At 65.0% G+C, this 22,262-nt stretch carries 23 protein-coding genes; 12 read left to right on the forward strand and 11 right to left on the reverse strand.

Annotation, left to right across the window (positions count from 1 at the left end; translation table 11 throughout):
* Genes sctR through sctN form a run of 5 tightly spaced genes read right to left on the reverse strand, consistent with a single transcriptional unit; the run spans window position 1 to window position 4,196 of the window.
* Window positions 1-654, reverse strand: coding sequence for a type III secretion system export apparatus subunit SctR (sctR, locus tag V0R62_RS09185; RefSeq protein ID WP_330103500.1), 654 nt, complete (start codon window positions 652-654; stop codon window positions 1-3).
* Window positions 651-1,574 carry a type III secretion system cytoplasmic ring protein SctQ gene (gene sctQ, locus V0R62_RS09190; protein ID WP_330103501.1) on the reverse strand — a complete coding sequence of 308 codons (924 nt, stop codon included), beginning with the start codon at window positions 1,572-1,574 and terminating at the stop codon, window positions 651-653. Before sctQ ends, sctR begins: the two co-directional genes overlap by 4 nt.
* Window positions 1,571-2,413, reverse strand: coding sequence for a type III secretion system needle length determinant (locus V0R62_RS09195; protein ID WP_330103502.1), 843 nt, complete (start codon window positions 2,411-2,413; stop codon window positions 1,571-1,573). Before V0R62_RS09195 ends, sctQ begins: the two co-directional genes overlap by 4 nt.
* Entirely contained in the window at window positions 2,407-2,877 is a 471-nt protein-coding gene (gene sctO / locus V0R62_RS09200; protein ID WP_330103503.1) for a type III secretion system stalk subunit SctO, read from the reverse strand. The genes V0R62_RS09195 and sctO overlap by 7 nt, the downstream gene beginning before the upstream one ends.
* Window positions 2,868-4,196, reverse strand: coding sequence for a type III secretion system ATPase SctN (sctN, locus tag V0R62_RS09205; protein WP_330103504.1), 1,329 nt, complete (start codon window positions 4,194-4,196; stop codon window positions 2,868-2,870). Before sctN ends, sctO begins: the two co-directional genes overlap by 10 nt.
* A gap of 207 nt (window positions 4,197-4,403) precedes the next feature.
* Between sctN and V0R62_RS09210 the strand changes: the two genes are divergently transcribed.
* The 11 genes from V0R62_RS09210 to V0R62_RS09260 all read left to right on the forward strand — a co-directional run bounded on the left by V0R62_RS09210 (window position 4,404) and on the right by V0R62_RS09260 (window position 13,775).
* Window positions 4,404-5,246 (forward strand): HrpJ domain-containing protein, encoded by an 843-nt coding sequence (locus V0R62_RS09210; protein WP_330103505.1) that lies wholly within the window; start codon window positions 4,404-4,406, stop codon window positions 5,244-5,246.
* Window positions 5,227-5,511 (forward strand): TyeA family type III secretion system gatekeeper subunit, encoded by a 285-nt coding sequence (locus V0R62_RS09215; protein ID WP_330103506.1) that lies wholly within the window; start codon window positions 5,227-5,229, stop codon window positions 5,509-5,511. Before V0R62_RS09210 ends, V0R62_RS09215 begins: the two co-directional genes overlap by 20 nt.
* A gap of 2 nt (window positions 5,512-5,513) precedes the next feature.
* Complete coding sequence (locus tag V0R62_RS09220; RefSeq protein WP_330103507.1) at window positions 5,514-5,885, forward strand: type III secretion system chaperone family protein; 372 nt, start codon at window positions 5,514-5,516, stop codon at window positions 5,883-5,885.
* Window positions 5,882-6,247 carry a type III secretion apparatus assembly protein SctX gene (gene sctX / locus V0R62_RS09225; protein ID WP_330103508.1) on the forward strand — a complete coding sequence of 122 codons (366 nt, stop codon included), beginning with the start codon at window positions 5,882-5,884 and terminating at the stop codon, window positions 6,245-6,247. Before V0R62_RS09220 ends, sctX begins: the two co-directional genes overlap by 4 nt.
* A gap of 4 nt (window positions 6,248-6,251) precedes the next feature.
* Window positions 6,252-6,581, forward strand: a complete 330-nt coding sequence (sctY, locus tag V0R62_RS09230) for a type III secretion apparatus assembly chaperone SctY (protein ID WP_330103509.1) — start codon at window positions 6,252-6,254, stop codon at window positions 6,579-6,581.
* Complete coding sequence (gene sctV, locus V0R62_RS09235; RefSeq protein ID WP_330103510.1) at window positions 6,578-8,677, forward strand: type III secretion system export apparatus subunit SctV; 2,100 nt, start codon at window positions 6,578-6,580, stop codon at window positions 8,675-8,677. Before sctY ends, sctV begins: the two co-directional genes overlap by 4 nt.
* 135 nt (window positions 8,678-8,812) lie before the next feature.
* Complete coding sequence (locus V0R62_RS09240) at window positions 8,813-9,784, forward strand: virulence-associated V antigen (RefSeq protein ID WP_330103511.1); 972 nt, start codon at window positions 8,813-8,815, stop codon at window positions 9,782-9,784.
* Window positions 9,785-9,792: 8 nt separating this feature from the next.
* Entirely contained in the window at window positions 9,793-10,299 is a 507-nt protein-coding gene (locus V0R62_RS09245) for a SycD/LcrH family type III secretion system chaperone (protein ID WP_330103512.1), read from the forward strand.
* Window positions 10,289-11,449, forward strand: coding sequence for a type III secretion system translocon subunit SctE (gene sctE / locus V0R62_RS09250; protein WP_330103513.1), 1,161 nt, complete (start codon window positions 10,289-10,291; stop codon window positions 11,447-11,449). The genes V0R62_RS09245 and sctE overlap by 11 nt, the downstream gene beginning before the upstream one ends.
* A 14-nt stretch (window positions 11,450-11,463) precedes the next feature.
* Entirely contained in the window at window positions 11,464-12,285 is an 822-nt protein-coding gene (locus V0R62_RS09255; protein WP_330103514.1) for a hypothetical protein, read from the forward strand.
* A 281-nt stretch (window positions 12,286-12,566) separates the two neighbouring features.
* Complete coding sequence (locus V0R62_RS09260) at window positions 12,567-13,775, forward strand: hypothetical protein (protein ID WP_330103515.1); 1,209 nt, start codon at window positions 12,567-12,569, stop codon at window positions 13,773-13,775.
* A gap of 54 nt (window positions 13,776-13,829) precedes the next feature.
* On the opposite strand, the gene V0R62_RS09265 is transcribed toward V0R62_RS09260, so the two are convergent.
* The 5 genes from V0R62_RS09265 to trhP form a co-directional block, all read right to left on the reverse strand.
* Window positions 13,830-14,267, reverse strand: a complete 438-nt coding sequence (locus tag V0R62_RS09265) for a YqaA family protein (protein ID WP_330103516.1) — start codon at window positions 14,265-14,267, stop codon at window positions 13,830-13,832.
* A complete protein-coding gene (locus tag V0R62_RS09270) occupies window positions 14,267-14,695 on the reverse strand; it encodes a DUF411 domain-containing protein (RefSeq protein ID WP_330103517.1) in 429 nt (142 codons plus the stop codon). Before V0R62_RS09270 ends, V0R62_RS09265 begins: the two co-directional genes overlap by 1 nt.
* A 69-nt stretch (window positions 14,696-14,764) precedes the next feature.
* Window positions 14,765-15,706, reverse strand: coding sequence for a copper resistance protein B (locus V0R62_RS09275; RefSeq protein ID WP_330103518.1), 942 nt, complete (start codon window positions 15,704-15,706; stop codon window positions 14,765-14,767).
* Window positions 15,699-17,435, reverse strand: coding sequence for a copper resistance system multicopper oxidase (locus V0R62_RS09280; RefSeq protein WP_330103519.1), 1,737 nt, complete (start codon window positions 17,433-17,435; stop codon window positions 15,699-15,701). The genes V0R62_RS09275 and V0R62_RS09280 overlap by 8 nt, the downstream gene beginning before the upstream one ends.
* Window positions 17,436-17,577: 142 nt before the next feature.
* Window positions 17,578-18,912, reverse strand: a complete 1,335-nt coding sequence (gene trhP / locus V0R62_RS09285; protein WP_330103520.1) for a prephenate-dependent tRNA uridine(34) hydroxylase TrhP — start codon at window positions 18,910-18,912, stop codon at window positions 17,578-17,580.
* A gap of 124 nt (window positions 18,913-19,036) precedes the next feature.
* On the opposite strand from trhP, the gene V0R62_RS09290 reads away from it, so the two are divergent.
* Window positions 19,037-20,101, forward strand: a complete 1,065-nt coding sequence (locus V0R62_RS09290) for an AI-2E family transporter (protein ID WP_330103521.1) — start codon at window positions 19,037-19,039, stop codon at window positions 20,099-20,101.
* 73 nt (window positions 20,102-20,174) lie between these two features.
* Here V0R62_RS09290 and V0R62_RS09295 read toward each other — a convergent pair whose 3' ends face one another.
* Entirely contained in the window at window positions 20,175-22,226 is a 2,052-nt protein-coding gene (locus V0R62_RS09295; protein WP_330103522.1) for a TonB-dependent receptor family protein, read from the reverse strand.
* Between the last annotated feature and the right edge of the window lie 36 nt (window positions 22,227-22,262).

Consider the following 22,262-nt stretch of genomic DNA (forward strand, 5'->3'; position numbering starts at 1 on the left):
TCAGCCTCCGTAGCTCAGCACCAGGCCATGGGAGAGTCGCCCCCAGCCGTCGAGCAGGACGAACAGCAGCAGTTTGAAGGGCAGCGAGATGGTCACGGGCGAGACCATCATCATGCCCATGGCCAGGAGGATGTTGGAGATGATCAAGTCGATGGCGATGAACGGCAGGTAGATCAAGAAGCCGATCTCGAAGGCCCGGCTCAGCTCGCTGATGGTGAACGCCGGCAGCAGCACCAGCAGGCTGTTGCCATCGACCCGTGCGGCGTATTGGCTGGGCCATAGCTGGCGGGCGCTATCGAGGAAGAAGGCGCGCTCGCGCTCGTTGACCTGACCATCAAGGAAGCTGCGAAACGGCGTCATGCCTTCGTCGAGGAAGCGTTCGACCGAGCGGGCATCGCCGAGGGTGGTCTGATGGGTGCTCAGGTAGTCGTAGGTGGCCATGCCCACCGGGGCCATGACGTAGATACTGAGGATGATCGCCAGGCCATACAGGGCCATGTTCGGCGGGATCTGCTGGACGCCCAGGGCATTGCGCAGCAACGAGAAGACCACGGCCATCTTCAGGAACGAGGTGGCCATGACTGCGATGAAAGGCACCAGCGACAGCAGCGCCAGGCCGAGGATCAGGCTCAGTTCGTCCGGCAGCTGGATCATGTCGGTTGCTGTTCCAGCAGGCGGTCGACCCGTACCCCGAGGCGGCCGTCGATCTGTACCAGCAGGCCGGTGCCGATGCAGCGCTGGTTGGCGAGGATGCGCACCTGAGCATCCAGCGGGCTGTGCAGTTCGATCAGCGCTCCAGGTTGCAGGGTCGACAGTGTGTGCAGGTCGAGGGTCTGGCGCCCGACTTCGAAGCTGACCGGGATGGGCAGTTGCTCCAGCGCGTCCAGCGGGGTGTCGGTCACAGGGGGGGTGTCGTGCATACGGACTAGCTCCAGATGTGTGTTGTCGAGTTGCAGCTCGGCCCAGCGGTGGCCCTCGAGTACGCCCAGCAGTCGCGGGGAGCTTGGCGTACCGGCAGGCAGCAGCAGGATGTCGCCCGTGCCCAGGTCGCGCAGGTCGTGCAACGTCAATTCGAGGGGACGCCACTGCAGCGAGAGGTTGAGCTGGATGTTCAGGCGTTCGCGCAGTGGACGCCGTGGCAAGGCCGCCAGCAGGTGCTCGCTGTCGCCTTGTACCCAGCAGGGCAGCAGGCCTTGCGCGCTTCTCAGCGTCACCTGCAGACCGGCTGAGCGCTCGATGGCGCCTGCCGGCTCGATGCCCAGACATTGCAGGCCGGGTAGGCGAGGGGTATCCCGTTGCAGCACCGCCAGCTGCAGCGCGCAGGGGAGACCGGCGAAGGCGGCTGCCTGCAACTGTGGTGCGAGCCATTGTGCCAGCTGCTGCTGACGACACAGCAGGCGAGCCGGCGCGCCGTGCCAATCAATCAGCACGGCCAGATCCAGGTCATCGCCAGGAACGCTGACGCTCAGCGAGACCTGCCCTTGATCGTCGGCATAATGGGGTTGGCGATGGCTCAGTAACTGCTGCAAGCGCAGCTCCTGAGCGTGGGCGGCAGGTAAGTTCGGTGTACTCATGGTTCAGGCCAACCTTCGTCCTCAACATGGCGCTTGTTGCGCGAGCCTTGCTGGCTGTCGCCATTTGCGCCGAAGCCGAGGCTGACCGCCTGTGCGGGATCGAGCCGTTGCAGGCGCTCAAGCAGGTCCGTACCGGCCACCTGCAATTGCCGCAAGGCGGGCGGCGCAGCCTGGACCTCCACCTGCAGGCCTGCGCTCAGATGGTTCATGCGTACTTCGACAGGGCCCAGCTGAGGTAACTGCACCTGCAACAGGGCCTGTTCGCGGGTGTCAGTCCTGCGGGCGAACAGTTGCAATTGCAGGCGCTCCACAAGCGTCTGCAGATCCTGAACGGGGGCAACGACAGTTGATGGCAGGACCCTGTCGATCAGGGGGCGCTCGCTCGATGGGGCAGGGGGCGCAAGGATTGGGTCGATATCACTGGGTAGCAGACGATCCGGCACGTTGTCGGTACTGTCGCGGACGGTTTGAGGGCCCGCCTCGGCACGACTTGCCTCGGTCAATGAGATTGGCTCGACTACATCAGGTATCGCTGGCATGGGCTCCGGAAGGGGCCGTTCGATGACGTCCTCGATCAGCGCAGGTCGTTCTGCTGCGCAGGCGGGCGGGCACTTTGCGATCAAGGCAGCCATGTTCAGGACTACCGGGGTGATAGGGCGTTCAGGCCTGGCTTGGTCCCGGGCGGGCCGATGGCCAGTATCCTGCGGTGCCCTGCGCTTGAGCCGTGGAACTTCCAGCAGGTGTTCGAACAACAGTCGCTGCTCGTTGCAAGGCCCAGGTCCAGGCGTGTCAGGCAATGGGCTGTCCGGCAGTGCAGGGGCAGGCAGGGTGTTCAGCATGGCGAACCTCCCTGGGCATGGCGCTCTTCCACTTCGAGCTCCTGGCTGTGCTCTGTGCGCCGAGCGTTTTGCCGGGAAGCTTGCTCGTGCAACTGCTTGAAACTGTCCAACTGTTGGCTGGCCTTGGCGAGCTTCGCTTGCGCCTGCTGACGTGCCGAGTGCTGGCGCATCAGCGCGTCCTCGCAGGCCACCACCTGTCCACGCAGGCTCGCTTCGCGCTCACCGAGCAGACCGACCTGCCGACGCCAGTGTTCCAGGCCATGCAGGTTGGTCAGGCGGCCCACCTGCGCATCGAACAGACGCTGCTCTTCCTCGAGAGCCCACCGCCGATACGCCAGGTGCGCCTCGACCGATTGCGCCTTGTCCGCCTGGGCCGCCTGCAAGCGTGCCTGCTGAGTGCGCGCTTCGCGCTCGGCCCGTTGCAGTCGGCGTTGCTTGATGGATAACAGGGCGGTCAAGGGCACCGGGCGATCTCCAGCAGGTGTTCGAGGCTCTGTTGCAGCGAGCTGTGTTCGTGCGGCGTCTGGCACAGCCAGGCACGAATTGCATCGCGCTTGTCGATGGCCAGGTCCACGGCCGGGTCCTGGCCTCGGGTGTATTCGCCGACCCGCAGCAGCAGCTCGACTTCTTCATAGCGCGCCATCCACTGGCGCAACTGGCTGGCGGCGGCGCGGTGGGCAGGGCTGACCACCTGGTGCATGACCCGGCTGACCGAGCGCAGCACGTCGATGGCCGGGTAGTGATTGGCCGCTCCCAGCGCCTGTGACAGCACGATGTGGCCATCGAGGATCGAGCGGGTTTCCTCGGCGATCGGCTCGTTCAGGTCGTCGCCTTCGACCAGCACGGTATAGAGCGCGGTGATCGAGCCCTTGTCCGAGTGTCCGGCGCGTTCGAGCAGGCGCGGCAACTGGGCGAATACCGACGGCGGAAAACCACGGCGGGTGGGCGGCTCGCCAGCGGCCAGGCCGATCTCCCGCTGGGCCCGGGCGAAGCGGGTCAGCGAGTCCATCAGCAACAGGACCTTGCGACCCTGGTCGCGGAAATACTCGGCCACGGTGGTGGCGACGAAGCCCGCCCGGGCCCGCTCCATCGCCGGACGGTCTGACGTCGCGACCACCAGCACCGCACGGCGCAGGCCTTGTTCGCCGAGTTCATGGTGAATGAACTCGCGCACCTCGCGGCCGCGCTCGCCGATCAGGGCGAGGACGATCACGTCTGCCTGCGCGTTGCGCAGCAGCGAGGCCAGCAGCGTGCTCTTGCCGCCGCCGGCAGGCGCGAAGATGCCGACGCGTTGCCCTTCGGCGCAGGTGAGCAGGCCATCGATGCAACGGATGCCCAGGCTCAAGGGTGTGTCGACCAGCTTGCGGCTCAAGGGCGCCGGCGCATCCCGGTGCACCGGGTACCAGGCTTGCGGTGTGGTCGGCATGCTGGCGTCGAGCGGGTTGCCGAGGCCGTCGAGCACTGTTCCCAGCAAATGATCCCCCACGCCCACGCGATGCATGCTCCCGGTGGGGCAGACCTCGGTGCGCGTGCAAAGGCCCTGCATGTCGCCCAGAGGGGCGAGCAACGCCTGGTCCTGTTGCAGGCCGATGACCTCGGCCAGCAGCGTCTGCTCATGGTTGGGCCTGCGCAGTTGGCACAGTTCGCCCACCTGCACCCTGGGCGCCAGCGCACGGATCAGGGTACCGGTGACCTGGGAGACCTTGCCGTTGACCTGGACCAGGGTGGCGCCGTTCACGGCAGACTCAAGGGTCTGGGGAATCTGGAGCAGCGATGGCGACATGGGAACGATGTGGGTGCGTGAATGAAGGCGAGCATTCTAGGAGGCTTGCCCGGGGACGGATTTCACTGGGAGTCGCATGTTTTTAGATGTCGGTCGCCACGTGTTGCGCGCGCCGGCCGGCTAAAAAGAAGCGCCCGACGCTGACAGTACGGCTGCAGGCTTGCCTCTAGCATGCCGCTCATTCATTTATTTCGATGTGAGGTGGGGATGAGCGAAGTCATCGGCTTTGCCCGGGTTGACCCGAGGGTGGCCATGGAGGGCGGCTGGGAGACGCAGGCAACCCTTCAGGCGCGGCAAGTGACCCCGATGGGGCAGCAGGCCGAGATGGCGGAGGAGGTGTCGATGGCCTTCTCGTCGTTGGCCAATGCCCGGCTCAGTACCCGCAGCCGCGTCACCGATGCGCGCCAGCATGGGTTGCAGACGGGTCAGGCGGCCGAGGAGATGCTGGCCAAGGTGCCGGACGTCCAGCGCCGCGCCCTGGAGGAATTGGTGGCCTGGTTGCGTCAGCATCCCAGCCTGACGTCGGGCGAGCTGGAAGCACGCCTGGATGGTTTTTCCGGCGAGGTCTGCCATCGCTACCTGGCCTTGGCCTATGCCCGCGACGCATTGGGCAAGACGGCTGATGGCAGTGGGGCGCTCGACACGTTGGACCAGGTCATGGCAAGCATGGCGCAAACGCAGGGCCAGGCGATCGCGCTGGGGATCGAGATCGGTCCGCTGGCCCAGGCGACCCAGGCTCAGGGTGTCGCCGAGGTGGCCGCGCTGCGCGAGGTTTATCGCGACTTCCTGTGCGGTTATCGCGGGCTCAGGCACGCTTGGGATGACCTGCGGACACGCTTCGGCGACGCTGCCATCGGCGATATCGCCCAGTTCATGCTCAACGGCCTGGCCAGTCATATCAGTGGACCGTCCTCGTATCTGGACAGCAACCAGCTGCAGCAGGTCATCAGTGACATGAAGCTGGTGCAGGCCCTCAAGAAACTGGAAGGCGATACAGTCGCGCTGTTCCGCCAGCTTGCCGGAGAGCCCAGTGGCGTACGGGCCTTCTGACCTGGTCAGCGACCTGCTGGCGCTGATCGACAAGCGCTGGGTCAGCGAGCAGGACATCCTGCGCCTGCTCGCCGCGCTGCCGCTCGCTCCTGGCGGGCAACGCATCCACTGCCTGCGTGAACTGCAGCGCATCTTTCGGTTGCTGCCCTTGCAGGTGTTCAGCGAAGAGGCACAGCGCGAGCACCTGCTGTCGATCTGTCAGTTGACCATGGACCAGCTCATCGACGATGAGGAAGCGTCGCTGCGTGGCGGGCAGGAGGAATGAGCATGGACCCTTGTTCCGAGGCCATCACCCGGTTCTGTCGCGATCAGGGCGTGCTGCTGGCGCATCCGCCGGAAACGTTGCTACGTCTGGAGCTCGCGGATATCGGTGTCCTGCAGTTCGAACGGCTGGCGGGGCAGTTGACGCTTTGGCTGAGCTTTACCGTGCAGGGCGCATTGTTCGAGCACGCCATGTCGAGTGCGCTCAGGCATGTCCATGACCAGCAGGCACCTGGTCAGCTGCTGCGTTGCGGCCTGCTGCCTGACGACCGTCTGGTGTTTCTGGTCAGCTTCGATGAACGCCGGGTGACCGAACAGCGGCTGCACGAGGCCTATCGGCTGTTGTTGCGAGTGCGCGCCGAAGTGCTCGCGGCATGAGCGTGATCGAGCGAGCCGGGCAGCCCCATGACCTGTGGTTGTCATCATTGGCAGCCGACACAGCACTCCCTCGCTCGGCGGGCGAACCGATGTCGATGCCGGGACAACCCGTGCAGGCTCATCTGCGTGCACTGTACCCGCAGCAGCAAATGGCACGCCTGCGCCTGTCGTACGCCAATCCCGAGCATGAGCTGCGCGCCCTGTACGACCCGCAGCGCTTCGCCACGACACTGGATTCCCTGGCGGAGCAGCTTCTGAACACCCAGGCCCGCGAGGACCGCCAGGCAGCGGTGCTGCTGCAAACTTTGCTGGCCGACCGGCACCTGCTGGAGCGCTACGCGAACTTTCTGCTCAAGGTATGAAGAGATGCAATTGACGATTGAACAGCGTGATGTCCTGCAGCTGTTGGCCTGGCTGCATCTGCGATGCGGCCGGCCCGAGGGGGCGCAAACCTTGCTTGAGGTGCTGTTGCGGATTGAGCCCGCTCACCTCGCCGGCAGGCGCGCCTCGGTGGTGGCGGCGCTGGAGCTGGGTGACTGGGCGCGTGCCGAGCAGCAGTGCCTGGCGCTGCGAGACGCCGGCGAGCAGCAGGCACCCCTGTGGCTGTGTCTGAGCCAGGCGCAGCAGATGGCGGGCCGCCTTGAGCAGGCACAGGCCACCTTCGCCGAGTACCTGCGACGCAAGGAACGCCCATGAACACCTTGACCCGGATGCTCGGCCATATTGGCGCGCGCAAGGACCTGATGCTGGCCGTGATGCTGCTGGCGGTGGTGTTCATGATGATCCTGCCGTTGCCACCGCTGTTGCTGGACCTGCTGATCGCCCTGAACATGACCATCGCCGTGGTGTTGATGATGATGTCGGTGTACGTCGTCTCGCCGCTGCATTTCTCGGTGTTCCCTTCGGTGCTGCTGGTCACCACTTTGTTTCGCCTGGCGCTGTCGATCAGCACCACGCGGATGATCCTGCTGGAGGCCGACGCCGGGCAGATCGTGCAGACCTTCGGCGACTTCGTGGTCGGCGGCAACCTGGTGGTGGGCTGCATCCTGTTCCTGATCATCACCATCGTGCAGTTCCTGGTCATCACCAAAGGCGCCGAGCGGGTGGCGGAGGTCAGCGCGCGGTTTTCCCTCGACGCCATGCCGGGCAAGCAGATGAGCATCGATGGTGATCTGCGCGCCGGTGTCATCGATGTCAACGAGGCCCGCGAGCGCCGTGGCGAGGTGGAGAAGGCCAGCCAGATGTACGGGGCCATGGACGGGGCGATGAAGTTCGTCAAGGGCGACGCCATCGCCGGGCTGGTGATCATCGTGGTCAATTTGCTGGCGGGGCTGGCCATCGGCGTGATGCAGAAGGGCATGACGGCGGGGGATGCCTTGCAGCTCTACGCGGTGCTTACCGTGGGTGACGGGATGGTCAGCCAGGTGCCGGCGCTGCTGATCGCCATCACCGCGGGCATCATCGTCACCCGCGACGGCGAAGGGGCGCGCGACCTGGGGGCGAACATCGGCAGCCAGGTGATGGCGCAACCCAAGGCCCTGATGATTGGCGGCGCGCTGCTGGCGCTGTTCGGCATCATCCCGGGTTTTCCGACGATTACTTTTTTCCTTCTGGCACTGCTAGTCGGGGGCGGTGGCTGGTGGGCAAACCGCCAGCGGCGCATCGAGGAGAATGGCCGGCAGCACAGCGGTGGCCTGCCGGCGCTGTTGGCCAATGGCGCCGGCGCCCCCACGCTCAAGCCTTCCGGCAAGGCGAAGACGGCCACTGACACGCAAGCGTTCGCCCTGACGGTGCCGTTGCTCATCGACGTGGACAGTGGCTTGCAGGCTGCACTGGAGGCCGCCTCGCTGAACGACGAACTGGCGCGGGTCCGCCAGGCGCTGTACCTGGACCATGGTGTGCCGTTTCCAGGCATTCGCCTGCGTTTCACAAGCGTGCTCGGCCCAGGCGAATACCGCATCCTGTTGCAGGAAGTGCCGGTGGCCCGTGGCAGGTTGATGCCGGAGCGGCTGCTGGTGCAGGAAAAGCCCAGCCAGCTGGCACTGGTCGGCGTGCCCTATGAGGAAGGTGAAGCGTTGCAACCCGGGCGTGCGGCGCTATGGGTGGAGCAGGCCCAGCGCGAGCGCCTGGAGCGTGCCGGATGCGCCTTCCTGGCGATCGACCAGGTGCTCGCCTGGCACCTGTCCCAGGTGTTGTGCGAGTACGCCGGGGACTTCATCGGCATTCAGGAGACTCGCTACCTGCTGGAACAGATGGAACAAGGCTATGGCGAACTGGTCAAGGAGGTGCAGCGCATCCTGCCGTTGCAGCGCATCACCGAGGTGTTCCAGCGGCTGGTGGGCGAGGGCATTTCGATCCGCAACATGCGCTCGATCCTCGAGGCCCTGGTGGAGTGGGGGCAGAAGGAAAAGGATGTGGTGCAGCTGGCCGAGTACGTGCGCAGCAGCCTCAAGCGCTACATCTGCTACAAGTACGCCAGTGGCCACAACCTGCTGCCGGCCTACCTGCTGGATCCGGCGGTCGAGGAGATCATCCGCAACGGCATCCGCCAGACCAGCGCCGGCAGCTACCTGGCCTTGGAACCGGCGCAGAGCGACGCCTTTCTCGCCCAGGTGAAAGCCGTGGTGGGCGATCTGCAGGATGTTCAGGCCAGACCCGTGCTGGTGGTGTCGATGGATATCCGCCGCTATGTGCGCAAGCTGGTCGAGGGCATCTATTTCGACCTGCCGGTGCTGTCGTTCCAGGAGCTCACCACGCAGATCAATATCCAGCCACTGGGGCGCATCGGCTGACACTCGCCTGGCGTCAGAACGCGTACCCGGAAACTACAAAATCGCGGCCGGGCCTGACGGAGCGGCCGCTCGCCCTTCAATAGACTTCATCTGCATGTACCCCAAGACGGGTACCTGGCCAACCGGATACAGATGATGAGCAGTTCTATTGAAACAAGTATTCACCCTGTCCCATTGCCGTACGTCGACCGCGTCGCGCCGCCGGACATCTGGGCGGACATTCAGAGGCTTGAGTCGCTTCTGGACCAGAAAGGCATCGTAGCCGTTGATGGGCAAGGACATCCGCTGAGCCGGGAGCTGCGCTGGCCGGCCATTGAGGCGCTGCTGGGGCCAGAAGGGCAGGCGCAGCTGGCGGCAAATCGCCCTTACTTCGACAACCTGCTGTCGCAACCACTGTCCGACCAGCATTTTGATGCAGTGAGCCAACTGCTTGAGGCTTATGCCAGCTGGTTACCGGGCGCGCCTCTGCAGTTGCAGAACCTGGGCGAGCGCCTGCGCATGGACGAGTTGGTGATGGCGGCGATGGGCCTGCGCATGCGCAAGCAGAAGACCGAACGCACCGAGCTCAGCGAGCAGCTCAAGTGCCTCACGGCGGAGCTGAAGATCTTCAGCGTGATCCAGTCGAAGGTCAACGTGGTGATGGCCGACAAGGGCACCTTCAAGCTGGAAGATTCAAGCTTCAACCTCTTCGACCGGACCTTGTACGACCTTGATGCAGACAGTTGGGAGAAGAGTCCCGAGCATCGACTGCTCTCGAGCCTGGACACGTTCAAGCCCGCCTTCAACGGCTCTGCGGTCGTCACCGTGCGGCATTTCCTCGAGGGCATGCAATCTGCCACTTCGTCGAATGAAAGCGGTAGCCGCCAACAAAAGGTCAGTGGGCCGATGACCGACCTGAAGGCGCAGTACGCCTGGGACAAGGACAACAACCCGCTGGCCAATTTCTCCCAGGCCTTGAGCGACCGCACGCGCATCGTCAACGACAAGGTGACCGAACAGACCACCCTGCTCAACGACGTGGGCTCGCGGTACACCACCTCCACCGAGGTGATGATGAAGTTCGTCGAGACCTGGTTCTCGATGTTGTCGAAGATTCTGCAGAACTGAGGTAGGTGATGACGGCAGTACAACAGATGGCCGGCCACGATGCCGATGCTAACGGCGTCGATGCGATCGAACGCTTCTTCGGTGATGGCGGCACCTTCGCTATGCTGCGCGGGGTTTGCGCGGGACAACTGGAAACGCTCTATGCCCAGGCGTTCAACTTCTACCAGGCGGGACGGCTGGACGATGCGCTGACGCTGTTCAAGGGGCTGGCGGCACTCGACCACTATGACCCCAGGGCGTTTCTGGGCGTGGCAGGTGCGTATCAGGCCCTTGAGCGCTACCAGGATGCATTGCCGGCCTATGCCTATGGCGCGATGCTCGCGCCGCAGGACCCGCGTTTCACCTTCCATGCCGCGCAATGCCACCAGCAGCTGGGCGACCTTGCCTCGGCGCGCAGCGGTTACGAGCAGGCGCAGATCCTGGCGGTGGACAGCGAGCATGCCGGTCTGGCAGGTCAGGCACAGGTGCTGCTCGAGGCCCTGCAGCAGAAGGAGGACGCACGTCATGCGAACTGAGCTTCTGTCTGTGGAGCAACTGCTCCTGATGCCTGCTGAAGTCGAAGCGCAATCGTCGTTGCCGGCCATGGCGGTCCAGTTGCCCGGCGAGACCGGCACACCGTCTGCAGTCACAACGACCAAGCCAGACATGAGCGTCCGGCTGGATCCTCCAGCGCCACTGGCAACGGGACAGCAGCAGGGGCTGGTACTCGATAAGCTGGTCGATGCTGAAGGCCTCATGCAACCGGTGTTGGTCGCGGTACCTGATGTCGGTGCATTGATCCTCGGCCAACTCGCCGGGGATATCTCCGACGCCGAACTGGATATCCGCCTCACCGAACTGCTGAGCCAGTTGGGTGCTCGCCAGACCGAGCTGAACCTGCAGCAGGTACGTCAGCTCACCGAACAGAACCGCCAGCAGATGGCGCTCAACGCGCAGAAGATGGAGGAGGTGGCCCAGCGGCACCAGGACGCTGGCACGGCGAGCGTGTTCGCCAAGGTCTTCGGCTGGGCCGCGGCCATCGTGTCCATTGTGGTGGGGACCGTCATGGTCGCGACTGGCCTGGGCGCCGTCGCGGGCGCGCTGATGATCGCTGGTGGCGTCATGGGCGTGGTGTCCATGTCGTTGAACCAGGCGGCCGAGGACGGACACATCTCCAAGGAGGTGATGAAGTACCTTGGGCCAGTGCTGATGGCGGTCGAGGTCGCCCTGGCGCTGGCCTCGGTGGTGCTGACCTGCGGCGGCAGCCTCGCGGTGGTCGCCGCCAGGGTGGCCGGAAAGGTGAGTGGCAAGGTCGCACAGACGGTTCTGTCGGTGGGCCAGAAGATCCACAGCGTTGCCTCCTCCGGGGTCACCTCGACTGCCAGCGCGGGCACCCAGGCCAAGCTGCAGATGACCCTGACCGGCGCCAGCATGGCCACCACCACGCTGTCCAGCGCCGGGCAGGCTGCCAGTTCGGTGATGCAGGGTCTGGCGCTGCGCAGCGAGGCACAGCTGGCAGAAATGCGCCTGCTGCTGGACCAGGGACACAGTTTTCTCGAGCAGTTGGCCAAGGCGCTTGAACAACTGCTCGCGGGGAAGGAGCAACGCTTCGAGCAATTGCTGGAACTGTTGAACAACCGCAGCAAAGCCTGCGCCGATATCGCTTGCCGAAACGTCATTGCCTGATCAAGGAGTCAATCATGAGTCTGTCCATTTCCACTATCGATCATTCGTCCCTCATGGACGCCCAACTGCCGGTCGCCGAGGGGCAGAAGGTTGGGCAGCCGCTGTGGGCGATGCTGGCCATGCCCTGCGCAAGCGCGAGGGCGGTATCTGCCGAGAAGCATGGGCGGGTGAGCTTGGATACGCCGCAGGCCACGCCATGCAGCCAGGACCTGGAGAGCCTGCTGGCGATTCTCCGGGCCGCCATGCAGGTGCGTGACGGTAACGCCCAGGGGCGCAGGACCCAGGCCGAAGTCAGCGTGCTGGCGAGCAAGGAACAGATCGGCTGGATGAGAACCGCCAGCAATGCGCTGTTCGCCTCGGCGGCCGTCAGCGGCGCATTGGGCATGTTCACCTTGGCCAGCGGCACTACCGGCATGCTCAAGAACCTGGGAGATGCGCGGACCATCAAGGGCCTGGAATACGCCAGCCATGCTGCCGAGTATGCCAAGCCCGGCGAGCTGGCGATGGCCTCGAAAAAGCTGATTGCCGAGAACCGTATCGAGGTCAAGCACCTGCAGAACGCCATCGACACCCGCAACACTACGCTGCACACCCTCAATGGCGTGGCCCAGAGTGGCGCCGCCTCCGGCACGGGCATCGCCCATGCCATCAAGTCGCTGCAGGATGTGTGGGCCAAGGAGCAAGAGCTCGAGGCGGCGGTTGCCGGCAACCAGAAGGAGTTGTTCCAGCGCTGTACCGATGATTTGGCGAAGATGATCGACCAGGTGCGTCAGCTGATCCAGGAAATCCTGCGCAATGATAACCAGGGGATCAGAGCGGCGGGTGTGATGGTCTGAATACCCCTGGCTGCTTGAAAGGATGTTGCGAGCCGCAAGGGCGTTGGCCCTTGCGGCTTTTTCATGCCTGCGAATCCACTGACAGCGTGTCTGGTAGGTAACAGTCGAAAAGTGCAAAAAAGGCGATAAGGGCTGATGGGGCCCGATGCGCGGCGTCGGTATCGTTCGCTCAGCTTCCGTCATGTCGGAGGCAAGAAACTTCGGAGAAGACCTCTGCTCTTGCGGGTGTGAGAGCGGTCTTTTTCTCAAGCCAAACGATGCTGCAAGATGAGGTTTGCACGATGATCGAATCGGTTTCAACCAGTTGGGTATGTGGCGCCGACCTGGACCCCGTCAACGAGAGCAGTGACTGCGCACAGGTGAAGACCAGCGAGTCGGCGCAGCGCTTGGCACGCCACGAGGAACCGCAGAAGTGCGGCATCCTGATGCGCCTGTTCATTGCGATTGCCGAGTTCTTCGGCTTTCGTCCCGGTGTGGCGACGGCTGGGACGCAGGCCACGGCTTCGGCGCCGGACGTGATGCGTTCATTCAACGAGCAGATGGCAAAGGGACTCCCGGATGTCATGAGGTCGCAGGCAAACGGAATACTGGCCAAGCAGGAGGACCTGCCAACCGAGCAGTTCATGGCCAGCTACACGGAGCAGCTCACGGGCAGCAATATCATGCGTAACGCCAACTGCCTGTTGTCGAATGTCGTCAAGCTGGGCGAGCTTGTGCCAGAGCTGAAGGTCGAGATGAGCATCAACGAGGTCGACATCGTCGGCGGATATTCTTTGAAGGAAGCCCAGTTCCCGGACAATATCGCACTGATGCAGAGCGACCCGATGGCTGCCGCCAAGGTACTCGATGCGGTGACCTTCCTGGCCTCGCGATTTGCCGAGTTTCCAGACCCCGAGCAGGTGGGGCCTGAAGCGGTGGTGGAGTTTGTCAAAGAGGTTGATGGCGAGTTCATCGAACGGTTCGCCCAGAAGCCTGATGCAGTGGCGCCAGTTGTCGTGGTGGATGCAAGCGACGATGCCTCTTCGGTGGTGGCCGGCACTTTAGTCGGAGCGAACGCTGCACAGCCTGTGGAGCCTGAAGCGGTTTACCACGTGACTACCGCCGATCAGCCTGATCCGGGAACGTCGTTGAAGGAGGTCAAGCTCGGCTTTGTCAAGATTGACGATGATGTCGCTCTGCCAACGCGCAATGACTTCAACGCGACCATGCATTCGCTGCAGCGGCCGACCAGTCCGCTTTCGCAGTCGTTTGAGCACCTGGAGCATCTGGCCAAGCATGGCAGTGCTGCCGAAAAGGCAATCGCTTCAATGGTCCTGGACCATACGGCGATAGGGCAGTCCCACTCCTACGGCGATCTCTTCGGGCAGCGTAAGATTGAGCCCAATCTGTTGCAGGCCCACTCCGCGCTCTCGTTCGTGGACACGCTGCAGAAGAAGCTGGACATGGCAGGGCGCCTGCTCGGCGACCTGCAGGCTGCCGACGCGGCTTGAGCTTGATACTGGCTGGGACCTCAGGGCCCAGCCAGTCCTTCGAATTCCTTCAGTTCACCCACTGTGAAACCAGCCCAGGGTGATCATCGCCACCACGATATAGCGCCCACCCTTGGCCAGGGTGACCAGCAGTACGAAGCGCCAGAAGGGTTCGCGCATGATCCCGGCGATCAAGGTCAGCGGGTCGCCGATCACCGGCATCCAGCTCAGCAGCAACGACCACTGGCCCCAGCGCTGGTAGCGGCGCTGGGCGCGTTCCAGCTGGCTGGCGCTGAACGGGAACCAGCGGCGTTTGCGCAGGTGCTCGATGGCCCTGCCCAGCAGCCAGTTGACGATGGAGCCGAGCACATTGCCGAGCGTGGCCACCAGCAGCAGGGTCGCCCAGGCGCCCGGTTCGCGCAGCAGCAACCCGACCAGCACTGCCTCCGATTGCAGCGGCAGCAGGGTGGCGGCGCCGAAGGCGCTGAGGAACAGCGCCCCGAGGCTGAGCATCAGTAGCTGGCGACCACGGTATCCTGACCATCCCGGGTCACACCGATGACCTGGTAGGCGTCCTTGTGGTCACCCATCTCCATTCCCGGCGAGCCCATGGGCATGCCGGGTACCGCGATACCCTTGAGGTCGTTGCGCTTGGCCAGCAGGCGGACCTGCTCGGCCGGTACATGGCCTTCGACGAACTTGCCGTCGATCACCCCGGTGTGGCACGACGCCAGGCGCGGCTCGACGCCCAGGCGCTGCTTGACCGCGCTCATGTTCGGCTCGACATGGTCGTTGACGGTGAAGCCGTTATCGCTCAGGTGCTTGATCCATTCCTTGCAGCAGCCGCAGTTGGGGTCGCGGTAGACGTCGATGGTCTCGGCGGCCTGGGCCAGGCCGGTGACGGCCAGCAGGCCGAGGGTGAGCAGGTGTTTGCGCAGCATGGTGGAGCTCCTGTGAAACAAAACACATCGGGTTGATCAGCGCCGCTCCCACAGGGGCGGCGTCAGGCCTTAAAAGCGCAGGCGGACCCCGGCCACCAGCCGGGTCTGGCCGATGTCCTCGCCATCCTCCTGGGCCTGGTCCGCACGGTTGCCATGAAGCCGATTGAAGCTGACCCCGACATAGGGCGCGAACGCACGGGTAATCTCGTAGCGCAGGCGCAGGCCCACTTCGCTTTCGGCCAGCCCCGAGCCCTGTTCGCGCCCGGCATCGTTGCGCCCGAAGAAATTGGCTTCGACAGTCGGTTCGAGGATCCAGCGATTGGTCAGCAGCATAGCGTAACCGGCCTCCAGGCGCAGCGCGGTCTGCTGTCGCTCGCCGGCGTAGGCAGTGGCCTCCAGCTCCAGGCCATAGAGCGGCGTGCCCTGGATGCCGAAGGCGGCCCAGCTCTGGCCGCTGGCGGGCTTGAAGTCCTGGCGCACGCCGCCGACCAGCTCCCACCAGGGGCTGATGGCATGGCCCCAGAGGGCCTGCAGCTCGGCCTTGTGGGTCTTGCCTTGTTCCCGCTCACCCTCGGTGCGCAGCCATAGGCGGTCGATATCGCCGCCGACCCAGGCGGTGGCGTTCCAGTTCAGGGCGCTGCTGTTTTCGAAGTTCTGGTACTCCAGTTGGTCGACGATCACCGCCCAGTTGGTCGCCCGGTCATGCACCTGATGCCCCGGCAACGGCGGGAAGGCGGCGCGGCGATCGGCATCGGTAATCACCGGCAGCGGTGTGCGCGGTTGGCTGGGTGGTGCCGCCGCGTGGTTCATCTGGCTGTGGTCCATGGGCATGCTGCCGTGGTTCATCTGGCTGTGGTCCATGGGCATGCTGCCGTGGTTCATCTGGCCGTGGTCCATCGGCATGGCGCCATGGTTCATGTGATCCATGCCCGTGGCGAGGGCCCGTTCACTGGCCAGCAAGGCCATCAGCGCGACACCGGTGACGATGTGGCGATTGCGGTTCTCATTCATCGACCCGTACCTCGCGGAACATGCCGGTCTCCATGTGGTAGAGCAGGTGGCAGTGATAGGCCCAGCGGCCCAGGGCATCGGCGCTGACGCGGTAGCTGCGCCGGCTGCCGGGTGGCATGTCGATGGTGTGCTTGCGTACCAGGAAGCGCCCTTGCTCATCCTCCAGGTCGCTCCACATGCCGTGCAGGTGGATGGGGTGGGTCATCATGGTGTCGTTGACCAGGGTGATGCGCACCCGCTCGCCGTATTTCAGGCGCAGCGGCTCGGCATCGCTGAACTTGATGCCGTCGAACGACCAGGCGAAGCGTTCCATGTGGCCGGTCAGGTGCAGCTCGATGTCCCGCGATGGTTCGCGCCCGTCCGGATCGGGGTAGGGACTGCGCAGGTCGGCGTAGGTCAGCACGCGGCGGCCATTGCCGCGCAGGCCAATGCCGGGATCGGCCAGGTTGGCCCGGGGGGCCATGGTCTGCATGTCCACCAGCGGGTTGTCGGTCTCGCTGGCAGGGTGGCCTTGCATCATGGCCATGCCGGTCATGGCCGAGTGATCCATGCCCGCCATGTTGCCGTGGTCCATCGCCGGCATGTTCGAATGGTCCATCCCGCCCATGCCGCCGTGCCCCATGTCGTCCATGGTCAGCACCGGACGCGGGTCTGGCTCGGGTACGGGGGCTTGCAGACCCGCCGCGCGGGCCAGGGTGCCACGGGCGAAGCCGGTGCGGTCCATGCTCTGGGCGTACAGCGTGTAGGCGGGCAGGTCGCCCACGGTGACCAGCACGTCGTAGGTTTCGGCCACGGCGATGCGCAGTTCGTCCACGGTTACCGGGGTCACCGGCAGGCCGTCGGCGGCGATCACCGTGAGCTTCAGGCCCGGAATGCGGAAATCGAAATAGGTCATCGCCGAGGCGTTGATCAGGCGCAGGCGCACGGTCTCGCCGGGCTGGAACAGGCAGGTGAAGTTGCCGTCCGGGGGCTGGCCGTTGAGCAGGTAGGTGTAGCTGGCGGCGCTGATGTCGGCCAGGTCGGTCGGGCTCATGCGCATCTTCGCCCAGGCCCAGCGGTTGTCGACGGCCTTGCCCCAGCCATTTTCCGCGACATCGTCGACGAAGTCGCCGACCGTGCGCTTGTGGTAGTTGAAGGCGTCGGACTGTTTCTTCAGGGTGGCCATCAGCGCTTCCGGCGCCTGGTCCGACCAGTCGCTGAACAGCAGCACATGGTCGCGCTGGTAGCGGTGCGGTTCAGGCTCGCGGGGCTCGATGACGATCGCACCGTACACGCCGGCCTGCTCCTGTAGCCCGGAGTGGCTGTGGTACCAGTAGGTGCCGCTCTGGCGCAGGGTGAACTGGTAGAGGTAGTCGCCGCCGGGCTCGATGCCGGCGAAGCTCAGGCCCGGCACGCCGTCCATGTTGGCCGGCAGGATGATGCCGTGCCAGTGGATCGAGGTGGGCTGGTCCAGGCGGTTGCGCACGCGCAGGGTCACGGTGTCGCCCTCGCGCCAGCGCAACTGCGGGCCGGGCAGGCTGGCGTTGATGGTCTGCGCTGTGCGTGGGCGGCCGGTGATGTTGACCGGGGTCTGGCCGATGAACAGGTCGAACTGCTGGCCGCTCAGGTCGTGCAGCGGCAGGCGGCCTTCGGCGGCCTGGGCCAGCGGGCGCCAGAGGCCGAGGCCGGCCAGGGCGCTGGCGGCACCCAGGCCCTTGACGAAGGTGCGGCGGGTTGGAGTCGGTGGCATGGCGGGTTCTCGGTGCTGGCAAGGTCCATCCGATCGCGGGGCAAGCCCGCTCCCACGGTGGGAGCTTGCCCCGCGATCGGGAATGACACCGATGGTCGTCGTCAGCGCCTGTCAGCCACCTGAGGCGCGGATTACAGATTTGTCAGGCAGCGGCCTCGCTACCCTCCAGGTCGCGCATCAGCAGGCCGAACTCCAGCGAGACCTGCTCGGGAATCGGCAGGTACACCACATGGCCGTCGCCCGGCGCCACCTCGATGCCCTGCTGCTGGCGGTCGCACAGGCGGTGCAGGTCGAAGTGGTAGTTGCCACGCGGGGTCATCAGTTCCAGGTGGTCACCCACGGCGAAGCGGTTCTTCACCTTCACTTCGGCCAGGCCGTCCACGCGCACTCCGGTCAGCTCGCCGACGAACTGCTGGCGCTCGGATACCGAGTTGCCGCGCTGGTAGTTCTGGTACTCGTCGTGCACGTGGCGGCGCAGGAAGCCTTCGGTGTAGCCGCGCTGGGCGAGGGACTCGAGGTTGCTCATCAGGCCGCGGTCGAACGGCCGCCCGGCCACCGCGTCGTCGATGGCCTGGCGGTAGGACTGTACGGCGCGGGCGCAGTAGAAGTGCGACTTGGTGCGGCCCTCGATCTTCAGCGAGTGCACGCCCATGTGGGCCAGGCGCTCGACGTGCTGGATGGCGCGCAGGTCCTTGGCGTTCATGATGTAGGTGCCGTGCTCGTCCTCGAAGGCCGGCATCTCTTCGCCGGGGCGGTTGGACTCCTGGAGCAGGAACACCTGCTCGGTCGGCGCGCCGAGGCCCAGGGTCGGCTCGCACTCACGGACGATATCGCCGGTGGCGTTCTCGCTGGCCGGGGTGGCCTGGTACTTCCAGCGGCAGGCATTGGTGCAGGTGCCCTGGTTGGCGTCGCGCTTGTTCATGTAGCCCGACAGCAGGCAGCGCCCGGAATAGGCCATGCACAACGCGCCGTGCACGAAGACTTCCAGCTCCATCTCCGGCACCTGCTGGCGGATCTCCTCGATCTCTTCCAGCGACAGCTCCCGCGACAGGATCACCCGGGTCAGGCCCAGGCCTTGCCAGAATTGAACGCTGGCCCAGTTCACCGTGTTGGCCTGCACCGACAGGTGGATGGGCATCTGCGGGAAGTGCTGGCGCACCAGCATGATCAATCCTGGGTCGGACATGATCAGCGCATCCGGGCCCATCTCGATCACTGGCGCCAGGTCCTTGAGGAAGGTCTTGAGCTTGGCGTTGTGCGGGGCGATGTTGACCACCACGTAGAAGCGCTTGCCTTGAGCCTGGGCTTCCTGGATGCCGAGGGCCAGGTTGGCGTGGTCGAATTCGTTGTTGCGCACCCGCAGGCTGTAGCGCGGCTGGCCGGCGTAGACCGCGTCGGCGCCGTAGGCGAAGGCGTAGCGCATGGTCTTGAGGGTGCCGGCGGGGGCGAGCAGTTCGGGCTTGGCGGGAGAGGTCATGGTGCGCACCGGGGGCAAAAGGCGCGGATGCTAAGACGGCGGGACTGCGCAGGTATTGATCTGGGTCAACGGCACTTTTGCCGAGGCGCGGGGCACTAAATTGTTGAGCCCTCGAGGAATGCCCATGAACGAAGCCGTCTTGCAGAACAAAGCCCTGACCGTGCTGCTGGCACTGGTGACCATCGCCTTCATCTGGATCCTGCTGCCGTACTCCGGCGCGATCTTCTGGGCGGTGATCCTCGGGATACTCTTCGCGCCCCTGCAGCGCCACCTGTTGCTGCGCTTCGGCGGGCGGCGCAACCTGGCCACGGCGACGGCGCTGCTCACCTGCCTGCTGATCGCCGTGCTGCCGGTGATCGTCATCGGTGCCCTGCTGGTGCAGGAGGGCGCGGCGCTGTACCAGCGCATCGAGAGCGGCCAGCTGGATATCGCCGGCTATATCGAGCGCGGCAAGGACATGCTGCCGGCCTATGCCCAGCATTTCCTCGACCGCATGGGCATGGGCAACCTCGACGGCCTGCGCGACAAGATCAGCAAGTGGGCGACCCAGGGCAGCCAGTTCCTCGCCGGGCAGGCGTTCAGCTTTGGCCAGGGCACCTTCGAGTTCCTGGTGAGCTTCGGCATCATGCTCTACCTGCTGTTCTTCTTCCTGCGCGAGGGCGCGGAGGTGGCGCGCAAGGTGCGCCAGGCGGTGCCGCTGCCCGAGCAGCAGAAGCGCCGCCTGCAGTTGAAGTTCAAGCGCGTGGTGCGGGCCACGGTCAAGGGCAACCTGCTGGTGGCGATCACCCAGGGGGCGCTGGGCGGGCTGATCTTCTGGGCGCTGGGCATTCCCAGCGTGCTGGTGTGGGCGGTGCTGATGGCGTTCCTGTCGTTGCTCCCAGCGGTGGGCGCGGGGATTGTCTGGGGGCCGGTGGCATTGTACTTCCTGCTGACCGGGGCGATCTGGCAGGGAATCGTGCTGACCGCGTTCGGCGTGCTGGTGATCGGGTTGGTGGACAATCTGTTGCGGCCGATCCTGGTGGGCAAGGATACGCGGATGCCGGATTACCTGGTGCTGGTGTCGACCCTCGGTGGGCTGGCGGTGTTCGGGCTCAACGGGTTCGTGATCGGGCCGTTGATCGCGGCGTTGTTCATCTCCAGCTGGGCGATCTTTGCCTCGACCAAGCCACAGGTGCAGTTGCCTTCATGAGGGCCCTGTTCGCCGGCTAGCCGGCTCCTACAAGACCCGTAGGAGTCGGTTTGCCGGCGAACAGGGCCAATGCTCAACGGAAGCTGTAGGAAACCCCCGCATACACCCCAAACCCTTCCCCCGGCGTCGAGCGAGCAATGTCCTGCCCGGCGTCGTTGTACCCCGGCGTCACTGTCGCCGCGTAACGCTTGTTGGTCAGGTTGCGCAGGTCGAGCCAGGTCTGCCAGTCCTGCTTCGGCGAATCCCAGCCCAGGCGCGCGCCGAGCAGGGAGTAGGCGTCGGCGTGGTAGCTGTTGGCGTAGTCCACCTGCACCTTGGAGGCCATCTGCGTGTTAACCCCGGCGTAGAAACCGCTCGGCCAGTCGTAGCGCAGTTCGGCCTGGTAGTAGTGTATGGGAATGCCGGGCAGGCGGTTGTCGCCGAACTTGTCGTCGTCGCGGTAGTGGAAGTCGCTGAAGGTGTAGGCCTGGCGCAGGCTGAGCTTGCCGGTGCCCGGTTGTTCCCAGAGAAGGCTGTCCAGGCCGGCCTCGACACCCTGGTGCACGGTGGGGCTGGCGTTGAACTCCTTGAACGGCAAGCCTTGCACCACTTCCACGTTCAACAGTTCGTGGCGTACCTGGGCGTAGTACCAGGCCAGGTCCCAGCGCCCCAGTGCCGAGTCGCCGCGGGCACCCAGCTCGAGGGTGGTGGCGGTCTGGTTTTGCATCTTCATGGGCTGGTTGGCGACTGGCGCACTCCAGACCAGCGACCACGGGTGCGGCGGCTCCACCGAGCGGCTGAGGTTGCCGTAGACCTGCAGGTCCGGGCGGATGTCGTAGCGCAGGCCCAGGCGTGGGGCGTAGTCCCAGTCATGCTGGCTGACCTTGCCGCCACTGCTTGGGTAGGTGACGTCGCTTTCGCGGCGGGTGTAGATCATCGCCAGGCCCGTGGTCAGCCACAGGTTCGGAATCAGCTCCAAGTCGTTGCCTGCATGCAGCACAGTGTCCGAACCCTGGTAGCTGAAATCTCGGCTGCGGGCGCCGAAGTTGTCGCCGCCGGGTCGGGCGAACTGCGAGGCGCCGCTGTTGGGCAGGTGCTTGGTGGTACGCCAGCCGAGGGTGGTCTTGCTCTCGTGGCCGAACAGGGTGTCGCGCCGCATGTAGTTCAGCGTGCCGCTGACATCGGTGTAGGCGACCTTCAGGCGCATCGGGCCTTCGCGCAGGTCCATGGGATAGTCGTGATAGACCAGCCCGGCCTCCAGGCGCGAATCGTCATCCAGGAAGAAGGTGGTCTTGTTGCCCACCCAGGTGCTGCCCGGTTGCGGGCGGCTGTCGTCACGGGCCAGGTACGCCGGGTTGGCGGCACGGGGATGGTGCTTGATCTGCTCCTTGGTCAGGCGCCCGGCCAGGTCGTTCTCGGTTTCCCGGTAGCGCAGGTAGAAGCGCGTCTCCAGGTTCGGGTTGAAGCGGTAGCCGACGTTGGCGGCAATGCCTTTGGCGCTGCCGCTGCTGTGGTCCTGGTAGCCGTCGTACTTGGCATCGGTCAGGGCCACGTAGTAGTCGAGATTGCCCAGCACCTGCCCGGAGCTGATGTGCCGGCGCTGGTAGCCACGGCTGCCGACTTCGTAGCGCACCTGCAAGGGCGCGGCATCGTGGCCGGTGTGGGTCACGTAGTTGATCGCGCCACCCAGGGCCAGCGAGCCCTGGTCGAAGCCATTGGCGCCGCGCAGCACTTCGGCACGGCTCAGCCACAGCGGTTCGAACAGTTCATAGGGCGTGCCGCCCGGGCCGGTCAGGGGCAGGCCGTCGAACATCGTGTACACGCCCGAACCGTGGGCGCCCGGCGCGCGGTTGATGCCCGAGCCACGGATCGACAGCTTGATGCCATCGTTGCCCGCCGACTGGGCGAACACCCCCGGCTGATAGGCCAGCACGTCCTGGTTGCTGGCCACCCGGCCCTGGCCCACCTTGTCCATGTCCACCAGGTTGCTGGCGCCGGGTATCTCGCGCAGCTGGTCGGCGGCGGCTTCCAGTTCGGATTGCTGCCGGTCCTGGATCAGCACCTGGTCGAGTTCGACGCGGTCGGCGGCCTGGGCGGTGCCAGCGACGAACAGGGCCAGCAGGGAGTAGGGGAGGGTGGGGCGCATGGGGACGGGGTTCCAGATCGAGTGCGGGAGTCTGAC

Source organism: Pseudomonas carassii, from assembly GCF_036324045.1.
GTDB lineage: Bacteria > Pseudomonadota > Gammaproteobacteria > Pseudomonadales > Pseudomonadaceae > Aquipseudomonas > Aquipseudomonas peradeniyensis.